The sequence below is a fragment of the Parasediminibacterium paludis genome (assembly GCF_042651445.1).
GTDB classification, from domain to species: domain Bacteria; phylum Bacteroidota; class Bacteroidia; order Chitinophagales; family Chitinophagaceae; genus Parasediminibacterium; species Parasediminibacterium paludis.
The window spans coordinates 193,688-207,399 of the sequence record NZ_JBHSDC010000003.1 but is presented as its reverse complement, the minus strand read 5'-3'; the positions used below and the strand labels follow the sequence as shown (position 1 = coordinate 207,399).

Sequence of the window (13,712 nt, the reverse complement as noted above, 5' to 3'; positions counted from 1 at the left end):
GATTGCAAATTACGAATTTGTAGAAAAATATTTTTTTAGAAGAAGTCTAGCTGGCTCAAAATCATTGCTCTCATGCCAATCATATTAATCAGTGGCTAATATTGCTCAAACACTTGGGTTAAAAAGCGTTCTACACCTCTTCTTATAGTAGTTGCAGAAGTTTGGTGATTATTTACCAATACAGAAAAAACTAAGGTTTTACTCTGCTTGGTAATTAAATAGCCACTTAAAGCCACTTGACCACTCAACGTACCTGTTTTGGCAAAAATATTACCTGTTAAATTTTTATAATAGTTATTTAAAGTGCCTTCGTTGCCAGTTGGCAAAATAGTAGTGATACGCTGCCAACTAAAATCGGCTTTCATTTTATTAAGCACCCATACAACATCTTGCGGGGTAACTAAATTATAGCGACTTAAACCACTACCGTCTACCCAATGCGGTTTTTGAGGCAAGCCTTTAAAATCTGTTTTTAATAAGGTATCAATTATTTGTTCATCACTCATTACGCCCAATTTCTCGTTGCTAACCATCAGCAATGTTTGCTCTGCAAAAAAGTTATCACTATTGTGCATCATGGGTTTTAAAAGCGAATCGGTGGGTTGTGAGTGGATGATTGAGGCTTCAAATGAAAATGGTGTTTTGGTAACCATTTTTAATGGCAACTTAGGTTTCAAAGTATCAGCTAACAACTTCAGTAAGGTCGAATAACTATCAGTAATAAATGGTACTTCAGTCATTTTATATCGAGATTTACTTGGTACAATTTTAAAATCATTGCTACCATAATCTCTTTTTATATCCAACAAATAATTTTGATTAATTATCTGTTTACTCTTTAACAGAGCATTAAAATAAGTCGGTGTTGCTTCAATAGTATTTTGCTCTTTATTAATTTGAAATTTTACTGTATTGCCATAAATGGGGAATGGACTTCTTTCAGCCATATAGTAATCGTTATAATCATTCCAAGCCCAACCAGAACCAAGGGGTTCATCTGACCAATTATTGGCAACCAAGGAAAACGACGGTTTTATTTTTAAGAAATCCAACACTGGTTGATTCTTGAAATCAGAATGCAAAAAAGTGGGGTCTCCAGTAGCTTGAATTTCTAAATCGCCTTTGGTGTTGAAGTATCTCAATCCCACCAAACTATCGCCTAAGTTTTTCATGGCTGCATAGCAGGTAAATAGTTTCATATTACTTGCTGGCACAAAATATTTATCGCCTTGGTAGTTGTACAAATATTGCTGCGTTGCAGGATTATAAATACTAATACCTACATGCGCTGCAGCAAAATTACTGTCGCTAAAAATGGTTGTTTGGGCAATATCTTGAAAAGTACTTTGCCCTTTTGGCGTAATACTTCCTAGGGTATTTGTAATTTTTTTAGAAGAATTACAACCTATTTGCACCAATATTATTATCGATAAAACCCATTGCAGCCATTGTCTCATAACATCTATTTATTTTGTGACTAATTTCTTTCCATTGCACGTAGCCATCTTTCTGGCATGTCGTTATTGCTTGCTATCATATAGTCTATCTTGCTGCAAGCTACAAAACGTTCATCAGGTAATTGCATCCACCATCTACCCGTTTTTTTACTTTGCAAAAACACTGTTTCTACTTCTGCAAAAGCTAATGTGTATTCGTAAAAATTATTGCGGTCTTCTAGGGCAGATTCTTGCTTGCTTTTATACACTCCATCCATAATGTACCATAGCAAATGGCTTATTTGTTTGGCAGTTAAATCATGTTCATCGAGCGCAGCGTTGTAGCCATAAATACCAATGGTGTTCATTTGCGCATTCATACCTGCGTATTGCATTAGCACACAGGCTTCTTCGCCAGTAAAACCATTGGGTGTTAAATGATTGGCTGGTGCATGTGCATGCTGAATAGCGGCAATATCAAAACTTAACATCTGACTATTTCTAATAGCTGGCTCCATTTCTTCAAGGCTTTCTTTTACCTTACCTACACGGTAGCAATCAAAACGAAGTCTGTCAATCGTTTCAAGCATTTGTGGGTGTACAAAATAGCTTTGAAAACCAATGTGGTTATAGTGCTTGATGTAATTAGGTACGCCTGTTAGCATTTCCATTAAAAAGTTATCATTTGGCAATACACTATCCATATTCAAGTCTATCCTTGAGTCTACACAGCTTGCTTCAATTATCTGCTCAAGATTAGCGTAAGCACCATATTGCGCCAAGGTTACATCGTGACTACCACCAAGTATGACTACACGTTTGCCTTGTTCTATTAATTCTTGTACCACTGTTTTTAATGCTGCATAAGTATCCTGCAAAGTGGCGCCTACTTTTACGTTGCCTACATCGGCTACGGTTACATTTTTGTGCCAGTGAAACAAATTATAAAAAGCAGTACGCACCGCATCAGGTGCATCTGTATTATTATTGCCGCCAGTACCACGCATTTCACCACAGCCTACTAACACCAAATCTGCTTGCGCAATATCAGGAAACTCCTCTTCATAAGCTTCAATATGTTTACCCAATTGGGTGTCTTTATAGCCCTCATCATTACTAAGCATGTAACGATTAATGGGTTCTAAAAAATCGATAATGGTATGTACACTCATGCGATGCTAGTTTGTAACAAACATAGTGAGCGATAGCCGATTGTTGTGTAGATGTGTGTAATTATTGGCATTATAAGCAAAAAGCTCCCAAAAGGTGACATTTATAATAAGGTTAAGGAACCAAAGAGATATTTTGAAATATCCAAAAGACAATATTAATAAATAACAATTAGTTATTACAAAATCATTGTATGCAATTACATAAATTCTGAATTTTATACAATTTTTCTATCAATAATTTCACTTTTCTATAATATGCCAAAATACCCCAAGGGTAAATAATGTAACGCAGCACGTCCAATGTGCCGTTTTCATGAACCGTAATATCGGCTTGGCTTAGTATGGGTAATTGCTTAATAATTGTCTTTATTGCATCGTTGTGAGCATTATGCTGCAATTGATTGGCGCTTTGTTGTATGGCTTGGTACAAATCAAGATAGTGTTGAAATTGAATAGTACCAGTTTTTATAACTTGCTTGTTCGGTATCTTTTTAAGATTATTTTCTAGAAAATACAGGATGGTATTGGTATCTGTGATAAAAGATGCGATGCTGATACGTAAAATTTGCAGGTCTGTCATGTGGGTAAAAATAAACAAAAGTGCCCTACGCTTCGAGAGTGGCGCACTTTAATACAACTTATCTTCGTTACATGGCTTCACCGCAGCGCTATATTGCCCATTTAGATTTGGATAGTTTCTTTTTTAGTGTAGAAGCTATCATCAATCCATCGCTTAAAGGAAAAGCAGTAATTGTAGGTGGGGCAAGCCTGCGAGGCGTGGTTACTACTTGTAGCTACGAGGCTAGAAAGTTTGGCGTGCACAGTGCAATGCCTATGAAAAAGGCGATGGAATTATGTCCTCATGCCATAATAGTAAGCAGCACTAGAGGGCAATACAGCCGCTACAGCCGTTGGGTGACTGATATTATTGCCGCAAAGGCGCCACTGTTTGAAAAAGCAAGCATTGACGAATTTTATATTGACCTTACTGGTATGGACAAATTTTTTGACCCCTACCAATGGACCATTGATTTGCGGCAAGAAATAATGACCCAAACAGAACTACCCATTTCCTTTGGGCTAGCTAGTAATAAAATGGTAGCCAAAATAGCGACCGATGAGGCAAAGCCTAATGGGTATTTATTTGTACAACCTGGTATGGAACAACAGTTTCTAGCGCCACTGCCAGTCAATAAATTTTCTGGTGTAGGCAAGCACACCTACGAGACGTTGAAAAATATGGGCATTTTTTACATTGGCGATATTTTAAAATATCCGATAGAAATCCTAGAAAAAAAGCTGGGTAAATGGGGAAACGATTTGTACTTTAAAGCACAAGGCATTCACACAAGCGAGGTGCATCCATTTCATGAAGCCAAATCTATTTCTACTGAAAATACATTTGAGGACAACAAAACGGATATGGATTTTCTACTGAGCGAATTGGTGCGTATGACAGAAAAAGTAGCTTACGAATTGCGTCAAGATGAAAAAATGACTGGCTGTATTGCTGTAAAAATTCGCTATCCAAATTTTGAAACGACTAGCAAGCAAACCACCATTGATTACACGTTTAGAGATGATGAATTGATTCCTGCGGCCATGCAATTATTTCATCAATTGTACCGCAAAGGCCAACCTGTAAGACTATTAGGTGTAAGGCTTAGCGATTTTACCAATCATGCGCTACAAGGCAGTTTGTTTGATGATAACGAGAAGAAAAATAATCTTTATAAAGCCATCGATGGCGTGAAAAATAAATTTGGCAAAGCGGCTTTAAAAAAAGCAAGAACGGTGACAAAAGAATAATTTACCACATAGACACAGAGGCACAGAGAAATAGAAAGAAATAACTTTTTCGTATTAATAAACTTACCTCGAAAACTATTGTGTCTTTGTGCCTATGTGGTGAAAGAACTACTACCAACCAAAATAATTCTTTGCATTATAGTAACAAATATCTTGTACTATTTTACCTGTCCAAGCAATATCATTTGGCAATTCGCCATTTTCAATTTCATCGCCTAAAAGGTTACACAATATTCTTCTAAAATACTCGTGACGAGGGAATGAAAGGAAACTTCTGCTATCTGTCAACATACCTACAAACTTGCCAAGTAAACCCATGTTAGACAAAGCGTTCATTTGCTTAATCATACCATCTTTTTGGTCTAAAAACCACCAACCGCTGCCCCACTGTACTTTACCCGGTGTGCTACCATCGTTAAAGTTACCAATCATGGTTGCAAACAACTCATTATCGGCTGGGTTTAAGTTGTATAGAATGGTTTTAGCCAGTTTATTATTTGTATCAAGTTTGCTTAAGAAAGAAGATAAAGCACGACCTTGTTTAAAATCACCAATAGAATCCCAACCTGTATCTGGACCAAGGGTATTCATCATTCTACCATTGTTGTTACGTAACGCACCAAGGTGAAATTGTTGTATCCAACCTTTTTCACAATCCCATTCTGCAAAGTGCAAGAGCATAGCGCTTTTAAACTTCAATTGCTCAGTTAGGCTAAGCGTTTTGCCTGCATATACTTTTGTAAAAATGGCTTCAATGTCACTACTTGTAAAATCTTCAGCATAAATTTCTTCCAAGCCATGATCGCTTACTTTACAACCCATTGACGCAAAGAAATCATGACGATTCTGTAATGCAGTCAAGAAAGTATCAAAGTTTGAAATGCTTGTATTACTAGCCGCTTCAAGCTTTTTTGCGTAAGCAACAAATTTCTCTGGGTCGCTTACATCCATTGCTTTATCGGGACGAAAAGCTGGCAAAATAGGAATTTCAAAACCGTCATTTTTTAGTTGTTGGTGAAACGCCAAATCATCAATCGGATCATCGGTAGTACATACAGTAGCCACCTTCATTTTGCGTAGAATATTCTTAACGCTATAAGCAGGTGTTTGCAGCTTTGCAGAACATTCGTCATAAATACGCTTTGCCGATTCTGGATTTAAGATTTCATGCACGTCAAAATAACGCTGTAGCTCTAAGTGCGTCCAATGGTACAGTGGATTTCTTAACGTGTAAGGTACCGTAGCAGCCCATTGTTCAAACTTTTCGTAGTCGGTCGCATCACCAGTACAAAATCTTTCATTTACACCATTGGTGCGCATGGCCCGCCATTTATAATGATCGCCATACAGCCAAATTTGTGTAAGGTTCTCAAAGTTTTTATCTTCTGCAATTTGCTGTTGCGGTAAATGACAGTGATAATCTATTATCGGCATTTCTTTTGCATACTCGTGATACAACTTTTGCGCTGTAGCCGTTCTCAACAGAAAATTCTCATCTAAAAAAGGTTTCATAAATCTATCTATTTAAAGTTGCTTATTATCGAAAAAACCATTACAGCGTAACACCTGTTTTAAAAATTGCTATTTCTTTGAAGCCAGTTTTTTCGTGCTTTAATAATTTGCCATTACATGTTTCTACTATAAAATTGATAAATCGGTTTAAAGCTTCTTCTTTTGTTTCGCCTTCAAGCAGGGTGCCAGCATTAAAATCTATCCAACCCGTTTTGAAATTAAATAATTTTGTGTTGGTAGAAATTTTCATGGTAGGTACAAAACTACCAAATGGGGTACCACGACCGGTAGTGAATAATACTAACTGGCAACCAGATAAACCTAAAGCTGTAGAAGCTACTAAGTCGTTACCAGGTGCGTTTAATAAGTTTAAGCCATGTACTTTTACAGGTTCGGCATAATCTAACACGGCAACCACCTCGCTATTACCGCCTTTTTGCGTACAGCCTAGCGATTTATCTTCTAATGTAGAAATTCCACCAGCTTTATTACCGGGCGACGGATTTTCGTAAATAGGCTGTTCACTTTTACGGAAATAATCTTTAAAGTTATTAATTAAATCTACACTATCATGAAATACATCTTCTGTGACACAACGGTTCATTAAAATGGTTTCTGCACCAAACATTTCTGGTACTTCTGTAAGAATGGTTGTACCACCTTGCGCTATTAACCAATCGGAAAATTGGCCAAGTAATGGATTGGCAGTAATACCGCTAAAACCATCGCTACCACCACATTTTAGGCCAATTTTTAAAACAGATAATGGCATTTCTACACGCTTATCTTTACGCATTTTTTCTACCAGTTCTTTCATCATTTCAAAGCCAGATTCAATTTCGTCTGATACTTGCTGAGAAATCAGAAACTTCACTCTATCGGTATCAAAATTGCCCATAGCTATTCTAAATTCAGATTGCTGATTATTTTCGCAACCAAGACTCATTACAAAAATACCTCCAGCGTTTGGGTGTCTCGTTAGTGCTGCCAAAGCGGCTTTGGTATTTTCATGATCGTCGCCTAATTGAGAACAACCGTAGCTGTGGGTGTACACACGAATATCATCAATGTGCGATACATCTAACTCGGCTTTTAAACGGTTTACAATCATTTGTGCCTGACCATTTACACAACCCACAGTGGGTACAATCCACAACTCGTTCCTTATACCATAATTGCCATCAACTCTTGGGTACACTTTTACCTTAATATCGCTTTTAGGAATATCAAGCTTTGGGTGTACAGGATGGTACGCATAGTCAAGATTATCATGCAAATTTGTTTTTATATTATGCGTATGTACATGTTCACCAGACGCTATAGCAGTAGTGGCGTGACCAATGGCATAACCATACTTAATGATGTTCTCATTTTCTGCTATAGGCACTAACGCAATTTTGTGACCAATAGGTATAGGATTTTTAATAACAATAGCTACACCATCAACAGTTAGCAAATCGCCTTCCGCCAAATCTTCAATAGCCACAACCACATTGTCTGCAGGATTAATTTTGATATATTTATTCATAACCTCTATTTAAATCTTTTTTTAAATATTTGTATAGCTCATAACAGTGTTGCTACTGCTGCTTTCATCCCTTTATCTAGAATCAACGCTATATAGCTTGTAACGTCGTTTACGAAGAAAGGCACAGCTGTAAAATCTTCTTTCCAAATTCGTTTATTGCTAACAATCCCTTCTACCCAAGTTTTAATATCACTGGCGTTAAACGTAGATTTAATAAATGCCACAAATTCAGGTGTATCATTTGGTATAAATGCAGTTGCTGCAGATTTACCACTGTACAATACCAATAAAGCAGCAAAAGAGAAAGTAACCAATTTGGCGCTTTCATTTTTTTGGATAAAATTGTCTTTCACAGTAGGAAAATCTCTTGTTTCCCATTTAGATAATGAGTTCAATGAAATATCTCTTAGGTAATGCTTTAAATAAGGATTGTAGAAACGTTCAAGAATTTTAGCTGCAAAAACTTTCAATTCTTCAGGGTCTTCGTTAATAACTGGTAATACTTCTGTAGCCACCATTTTATTAATAAACTGTTCTACCTCAGGGGTATTAAATGCATCCATTACTGTTTCGCAACCAAGCTGCAACGCCACAGGCACCATTGCCGTATGCGAACCATTTAATATGCGTACTTTTTTTGCTCTAAAGTCATGAATATCATCCATGAAAAGCACGTTATAACCCGCTTTATCTAAAGGTAATTTTTTTGCAATACTGCTATCACCACCAATGGCCCATACATGGAAATATTCGCCTTTTACTACCAAATTGTCATCAAAGCCAATTTCTGCTTTAATCTCATTTATGGTTTCTTTAGGAAAACCAGGCACAATACGATCTACCAAAGTATCGTAGAAAAAGCAATGATGTTTTACCCATGTTTCAAAGGCTTCGCCTAAATTATTAGCAGCAGCATGTTGTAAAATATATTGACGCAAAGTAGAGCCATTATCTTCTATTAATTCGCAACAAACAATTGATAAACCTTTGCTAGCATCGCCATTAAATTTGGTAAAACGCTTAAACAACAAACTGGTCATTTTCGCAGGAAAAGAAGCTGGCGGTTCTGCATAAATATGATCACCTTCCTCATAACGAATACCAGCTTCTGTTGTATTAGAAAAAATAAATTCTAAGGCATCGCTTAAAAACAAAGACTCGTATGCATTATAATCTGAATACGGATTCAATAAACGTGTAATACTTTTAATTAATGTAACTTCTTTTACAGGTTGTTTGTCTTTTATCCCTTCTAGGTATACGTGGTAAAGACTATCTTGTTGGTTAAAAATATTTTTAACCACATCGCCTTGTGCAATAGGCTGCACCACAGCAATACCATGATTCATAATGCCTTTTTGATTAGCACCATCAATCATCCAATCAACAAAAGCACGTAAAAAATTTCCTTCGCCAAATTGCAATATCTTCTCTGTTAATTGTGGTTTGTCAACTGTGGTTGCATTTAATGGGTTCATCTTATTCGGTCTATTTATTATTTACTAGTTGTTTATACAAATCAATATGCAGTTCTTTTAAGCCTTCTACTGCTAAATCGGCCATTTGTTGCGCACCCATAGCATTAAAATGAGTATTATCTTTTATACCTTCAGGATAATTAGGATGTTCGCCTTTTTCTAACTGATTAAACCATTTGTGCGACGCTTCGGCACCAATATTTTCCATCAATATTTTTGATTTTTGGTACATATCTATTAATGGTACGTTATAGGTTTTGGCTACCTCTCTCACTGCATCTGGGTAAGCGCCATGCGTATCTTGAAAATGGCCAAGACTATCAAATTTCCATCTATTGACCGGCGTTAATAATATTGGATTTGCTTTCGCAGCTCTAGTTTCAGTAATATATTTTATCAAATTGGTTTTAAACACTTCGATAGAAGTACCTACTTCGGGCTTATCTATCTTCTCATCATTATGCCCAAATTGTATAAAAACATAATCACCTTCTTTTAGTGCATCTACAATTGGTTGCCAACGTTTTTCGTTCATAAAACTCTTGGTGCTTCGACCATTCATAGCGCGATTATCAATTGTAACATCGGCATTGAACATGTTACTAAAAGGCATACCCCAACCAGTTTCAGGAAATTTGTTCGGTTGTTTATTGGCCATAGTAGAGTCACCAATCAGATACACAGTTGTGTGTTTCTGTGGCAGCAACAAATAAAGTGTTACTAATAATATAGACAGCGGCTTAGTTAACATTTGCTAATATTTGTTTTAAAGCGTTCCATTTACTATTAAATACCCATTCTGCAGTAATGTCAGTAGGCTTTGGCGCTCCCTTTGCTGTTTGTAAATTATCTGCAAACCATTTGTAGTCGCCACCCTTTCTGTGGCAATTGAAATAGTAAATTCTTTCACCCCACTGAATCGTATTATTAGTTGGTACACGATAAATATTTTGATCTTTCATATTATCTGCAAATACACAATTCAACAAATAAAACTGGGCATCTTTATGATAACGACCGAGGTTAAAACCATCAAAACCTTTAAAAGAACAATTGCTTAGTACTGTTTTAGCATCATCATATTTAGAACCATCGTGCCAAATACTTGCGAGCCCTGTATGTGCTATGAACACACAATTTTCTGCATAAGCCCAACCTCTTGGGCAATAAAAATCTACACCGCCTTCCATGGTACAATCTTTAAAATAAAACAAACCATCTTCAAGGTTCCAAGGGCTTACCGTATCGCCAGCATACGCTTTAAGCAAGCAGTTAATGACGGCTAAACGGGTAGTGTTAAAACTGCGAAGTGCCATTTGGTGGCCATCATTTTTTACAACTTTTGAATGTGTAACAGTATCATTAGGGCAAGGGATCGTAACACTTCCAATGTTGTCAAAACCATAAGTATTTTGAATAGTAAGATTTAACAATGTAATATCATTACCTTTTAAATTAAGCGTTGCAACACCCCAATCATCATAGTGCGTACAGCGAAAAGCATCTCTCGCAATGGCTTGTGTGAGAATCGTGTTTGTTCTGCTTTCGCCTTTTAAAACAATATTATTTTTTGAGATAAATACCTGCTCTTTGTATATCCCATTTTTAATGAAAATAATTCTAGGAGTTGTAGCATCGTCAGATAAACTATTAATAGCTGCTTGAATACTTCTAAAATTTCCCTTACCAGTGGCATCTACTACAATGTTTTGTGCACACAACAAGCCTTGCTGCAAAAGAACAATTGCAATCAGTAATAAACAATAGATAATATGTTTTTTTCGACAGCGCATTTATTGATTTTTTAAAACCCAATTAGGGTATTTATTCGCTAATAATTGTGCAGGCCAAGTACCATACCAAGCATAGCCATTACGCCTTTCATATTCTATATCTTTTACGTATTTTTTCTTTTGACTATCTCGCCCTGAGAAAAAAGGTTCATTGGTATCTATATCATAAAACCTAGCCCAAATGGTAGAATTGGGATCTTGAACAAATACTCTATCTTTTCCTTTTGGTGTACCTGGTGCAGGTATGTCAACAAAGTTGTAGCCCACAATTTTAGCTGCATTAAACCAAGCTACTGCGCTATTGATAGCGTCTTTTATCGCTTGGGATGGATAGGGCTGTTCCATTAAAAACTCAACAATACCTACACTTTCATTACCACTTAACGATACCAATTCAAAGGTTCTAGCTTTTGCGGGTTTTAATGATACTGCATCGTACTGCGCGCACCAAACCGTTAGCTTACCCTTTACTCGAATCTGTGTTTTTAAAATACAGTCAATGCCTTTTTCTACTGCCGCTTTTGATGGGGCTATTAAAGAAGTATCTACAATATCTAAATTATTGCGCTTAAGTACTACATCTTGCAACACTTTCAGGGCGTTTATCATGGCATTATCGTTGTAAGTAATTTCACTTCTATACAAACTAGAATCCGGATAAAACTGCGGCCAACCACCATTTTGGTACTGCGCTTTAAGCAAATAGCGAATACCATTTTCAACAGCTACTAAATACTTAGGATTCTTAAATGCTTTATATGCTTTTGCTAAATACCAAATCTCTTTGGTTGTAGCATCGTTATCAATGGTGGCATCATTTCTACCGATGTCATCGGTTATTGTCGCTTTTTCTACTACTGTATAGTCTCTTTTGTAATTAATGGCTTTTTCTTCAAAATGTTTCGGCCAACCACCATAGCTGCGTTGAAATAGCAACATATTATCAGCTACCAAATCTTGAGAATGAATGGTACTGTTTGTTAGTAACAAAACTGCTATCAACCCAATAAATAATATGTTATTACTATTTTTCATGAACTACTTAGCTATTTTTTTCTAGTTTGTTCGATAGCCCACTTCACCAAATCATTGGCTGCTTTAAAATTGTCAAAATCAGCAGGCAGTTTTCTGCCATCGGTATATTCATTATACACCCAAGGATCGCCCACTGCAAATACAGCGCCTTTACCTACTTTACTTACCGCCATTATTACATCACCTTTATCGTTAAAAATGCTTATAGCTGGTGCAGATAATTTTAGGGTACTAATTTCTTTTAGGTATACTTTTTTTGCGGTTGTAAACACAGGCTGATTTGCAGAAAACGTAAACGCTCCCATTTCGAACTGCGCTCCCGTTACATGATTACGGCTGTCCTCATTAAAATGGATACCAAACTTTTCAGTTAAAATATTAAAGTGTTCAAACTCAGCATTAGGTTTATCATTATGGAATAAAATCAATACGCCACCAGCTTTTACCCAATCATAAACTATTTGTGCGTCTTTCTCTGTAACATAGTTGGGTTTAGGATTATCTGCTAAATCATCCGCATCTACAATTAAATAGATATCAGTTTTTTTGAGATTGGTAGAAGTTGGTGCTGAAAATAAAGTTTCTGTTTTTACACCATAACTATTAAAAACATGCCCCAATAAAGAGAAACCGTTATTATCCATTTCTTCCCATACGTAGTGAAATGGTTTTTCTACGCCAATAATATCTTTTTTTACTTCGCTATTGTAGTAATGATCTAGTGTTACAGTTTTCCCTTTACCAATGGTTAATGCAGGTATCGATTCCATTTCATTAGCCGCTTGAATAAATGCGCCTATACCCTTAGGATCATTTACGATGACTTTCTCACTCATATAATAGTCGTAGCTACCATCTCTGTAAGGTTTACCACCAAGACCACTCACACTTACTGTGCCTTTTAAGTTGGCCTGACCATTGGCATCAGTTTCAATAAATGTTTGCAAAATGCCGTCATAGCCTTTTTTAGATACGTTCAAATAAGAAGCTGGTAAAACACCTAGGCGTACACCTTTTGCCAAAGCATATACAAACATTGAACTTGCAGAAGCTTCTAAATAGTTGCCTTTACCTGTAGGCTTGTCTAGTATATCGTACCACAAACTAGTTTTGGTATCTTGTACTTTTTGTACGGCAGTTGCAAATCGCTTTAAAATAGTTACCAGCGTATCTCTTTTTTTGTAGGATACAGGTATTTGCTCTATTACATCTACCAATGCATTCCCATACCAGCCCATGGCTCTTGCCCAAAAATTAGGCGAAGCACCAGTTGTTTTATTAGCCCATTGTTGCTCTTTGCTTTCATCCCAACCATGGTATAGCAAACCCGTTTTTGCATCTCTACTATGCTTTTCCATCCAAGCAAATTGATTCACAATATCATTGTAAGCAGCAGTGTCTCCAAAGTTTGTAGACCATTCAGCATAAAAAGGCTCGCCCATATACAAGCCATCTAGCCACATTTGGTTGGTATATATTTTCTTATGCCAAAAACCACCTTCTTTCGTACGAGGCTGTGTATTTAGCTGGTCACGTAAAGTGGCTGCAGCTTTATAATATTTATCCTTACCCGTTACTTTAAAAAGTGTCAATAAAATTCTACCGCACAGCACATTGTCTATATTGTAATCTTCCCTTTTGTAGGTTCTTATCACACCTTTATCATCTACAAAAAAGTCTATACACTTTTGCATATAATCAAAATATTGCTTATCTGCAGTTTTCAACCACAATCCCTCAATACCTTTTAAAACCACCCCCATATCGTAGCTCCATTTTTGGGGTAAATGATTTGGGCTGATGGCACTTGTATCAGCCCACAATGTCATAGCTGTTTTAGCAAGCTTTGCGCTATAATCAGCTTGTGCTGCAGCTTTTAAACCCACACAAAAAAGCCCTATGATAATTAGTTTTTTCATTTTTGTAACTAGCTTTTGTATTTCAATTAA

The 13,712-nt window shown here is 36.5% G+C and carries 11 protein-coding genes; 1 reads left to right on the top strand and 10 read right to left on the bottom strand.

The genetic code is table 11. The features are described from left to right. Positions 1-95: 95 nt before the first annotated feature. From dacB to ACFOW1_RS04580, 3 genes are all read right to left on the bottom strand, one after another. Positions 96-1,457, bottom strand: coding sequence for a D-alanyl-D-alanine carboxypeptidase/D-alanyl-D-alanine endopeptidase (gene dacB / locus ACFOW1_RS04590; RefSeq protein ID WP_379012541.1), 1,362 nt, complete (start codon positions 1,455-1,457; stop codon positions 96-98). A gap of 20 nt (positions 1,458-1,477) precedes the next feature. Then, positions 1,478-2,608 (bottom strand): formimidoylglutamase, encoded by a 1,131-nt coding sequence (locus ACFOW1_RS04585; protein ID WP_379012540.1) that lies wholly within the window; start codon positions 2,606-2,608, stop codon positions 1,478-1,480. Positions 2,609-2,792: 184 nt separating this feature from the next. Continuing rightward, on the bottom strand, positions 2,793-3,188 hold the full coding sequence (locus ACFOW1_RS04580) for a hypothetical protein (RefSeq protein ID WP_379012539.1): 396 nt from the start codon (positions 3,186-3,188) through the stop codon (positions 2,793-2,795). A 20-nt stretch (positions 3,189-3,208) separates the two neighbouring features. Here ACFOW1_RS04580 and dinB point away from each other — a divergent pair, with 20 nt between their 5' ends. Beyond that, positions 3,209-4,417, top strand: a complete 1,209-nt coding sequence (dinB, locus tag ACFOW1_RS04575) for a DNA polymerase IV (RefSeq protein ID WP_379012538.1) — start codon at positions 3,209-3,211, stop codon at positions 4,415-4,417. 111 nt (positions 4,418-4,528) lie between these two features. Here dinB and uxaC read toward each other — a convergent pair whose 3' ends face one another. From uxaC to ACFOW1_RS04540, 7 genes are read right to left on the bottom strand one after another with little or no spacing between them, the layout of a single operon-like run. Beyond that, positions 4,529-5,929: a glucuronate isomerase gene (gene uxaC, locus ACFOW1_RS04570; protein ID WP_379012537.1), complete on the bottom strand. Its 1,401-nt coding sequence runs from the start codon at positions 5,927-5,929 to the stop codon at positions 4,529-4,531. Positions 5,930-5,969: 40 nt separating this feature from the next. Next, a complete protein-coding gene (locus ACFOW1_RS04565; protein ID WP_379012536.1) occupies positions 5,970-7,457 on the bottom strand; it encodes a UxaA family hydrolase in 1,488 nt (495 codons plus the stop codon). Between the two features lie 38 nt (positions 7,458-7,495). After that, positions 7,496-8,935 (bottom strand): tagaturonate reductase, encoded by a 1,440-nt coding sequence (locus ACFOW1_RS04560; RefSeq protein ID WP_379012535.1) that lies wholly within the window; start codon positions 8,933-8,935, stop codon positions 7,496-7,498. Positions 8,936-8,945: 10 nt separating this feature from the next. Then, positions 8,946-9,686, bottom strand: a complete 741-nt coding sequence (locus ACFOW1_RS04555) for a rhamnogalacturonan acetylesterase (RefSeq protein WP_379012534.1) — start codon at positions 9,684-9,686, stop codon at positions 8,946-8,948. Beyond that, on the bottom strand, positions 9,676-10,728 hold the full coding sequence (locus ACFOW1_RS04550; RefSeq protein ID WP_379012533.1) for a pectinesterase family protein: 1,053 nt from the start codon (positions 10,726-10,728) through the stop codon (positions 9,676-9,678). Before ACFOW1_RS04550 ends, ACFOW1_RS04555 begins: the two co-directional genes overlap by 11 nt. Then, a complete protein-coding gene (gene pelA, locus ACFOW1_RS04545; protein WP_379012532.1) occupies positions 10,729-11,763 on the bottom strand; it encodes a pectate lyase in 1,035 nt (344 codons plus the stop codon). Positions 11,764-11,774: 11 nt separating this feature from the next. Continuing rightward, complete coding sequence (locus tag ACFOW1_RS04540; protein WP_379012531.1) at positions 11,775-13,682, bottom strand: glycoside hydrolase family 88 protein; 1,908 nt, start codon at positions 13,680-13,682, stop codon at positions 11,775-11,777. Positions 13,683-13,712 lie beyond the last annotated feature (30 nt).

Coding starts and splice junctions, on each gene's coding strand:
- ACFOW1_RS04550 (WP_379012533.1), bottom strand. CDS start 10,728: ATGCGCTGTCGAAAAAAACATATTATCTATTGTTTATTACTGATTGCA.
- pelA (WP_379012532.1), bottom strand. CDS start 11,763: ATGAAAAATAGTAATAACATATTATTTATTGGGTTGATAGCAGTTTTG.
- uxaC (WP_379012537.1), bottom strand. CDS start 5,929: ATGAAACCTTTTTTAGATGAGAATTTTCTGTTGAGAACGGCTACAGCG.
- ACFOW1_RS04540 (WP_379012531.1), bottom strand. CDS start 13,682: ATGAAAAAACTAATTATCATAGGGCTTTTTTGTGTGGGTTTAAAAGCT.
- ACFOW1_RS04585 (WP_379012540.1), bottom strand. CDS start 2,608: ATGAGTGTACATACCATTATCGATTTTTTAGAACCCATTAATCGTTAC.
- ACFOW1_RS04560 (WP_379012535.1), bottom strand. CDS start 8,935: ATGAACCCATTAAATGCAACCACAGTTGACAAACCACAATTAACAGAG.
- ACFOW1_RS04555 (WP_379012534.1), bottom strand. CDS start 9,686: ATGTTAACTAAGCCGCTGTCTATATTATTAGTAACACTTTATTTGTTG.
- ACFOW1_RS04580 (WP_379012539.1), bottom strand. CDS start 3,188: ATGACAGACCTGCAAATTTTACGTATCAGCATCGCATCTTTTATCACA.
- ACFOW1_RS04565 (WP_379012536.1), bottom strand. CDS start 7,457: ATGAATAAATATATCAAAATTAATCCTGCAGACAATGTGGTTGTGGCT.
- dacB (WP_379012541.1), bottom strand. CDS start 1,457: ATGAGACAATGGCTGCAATGGGTTTTATCGATAATAATATTGGTGCAA.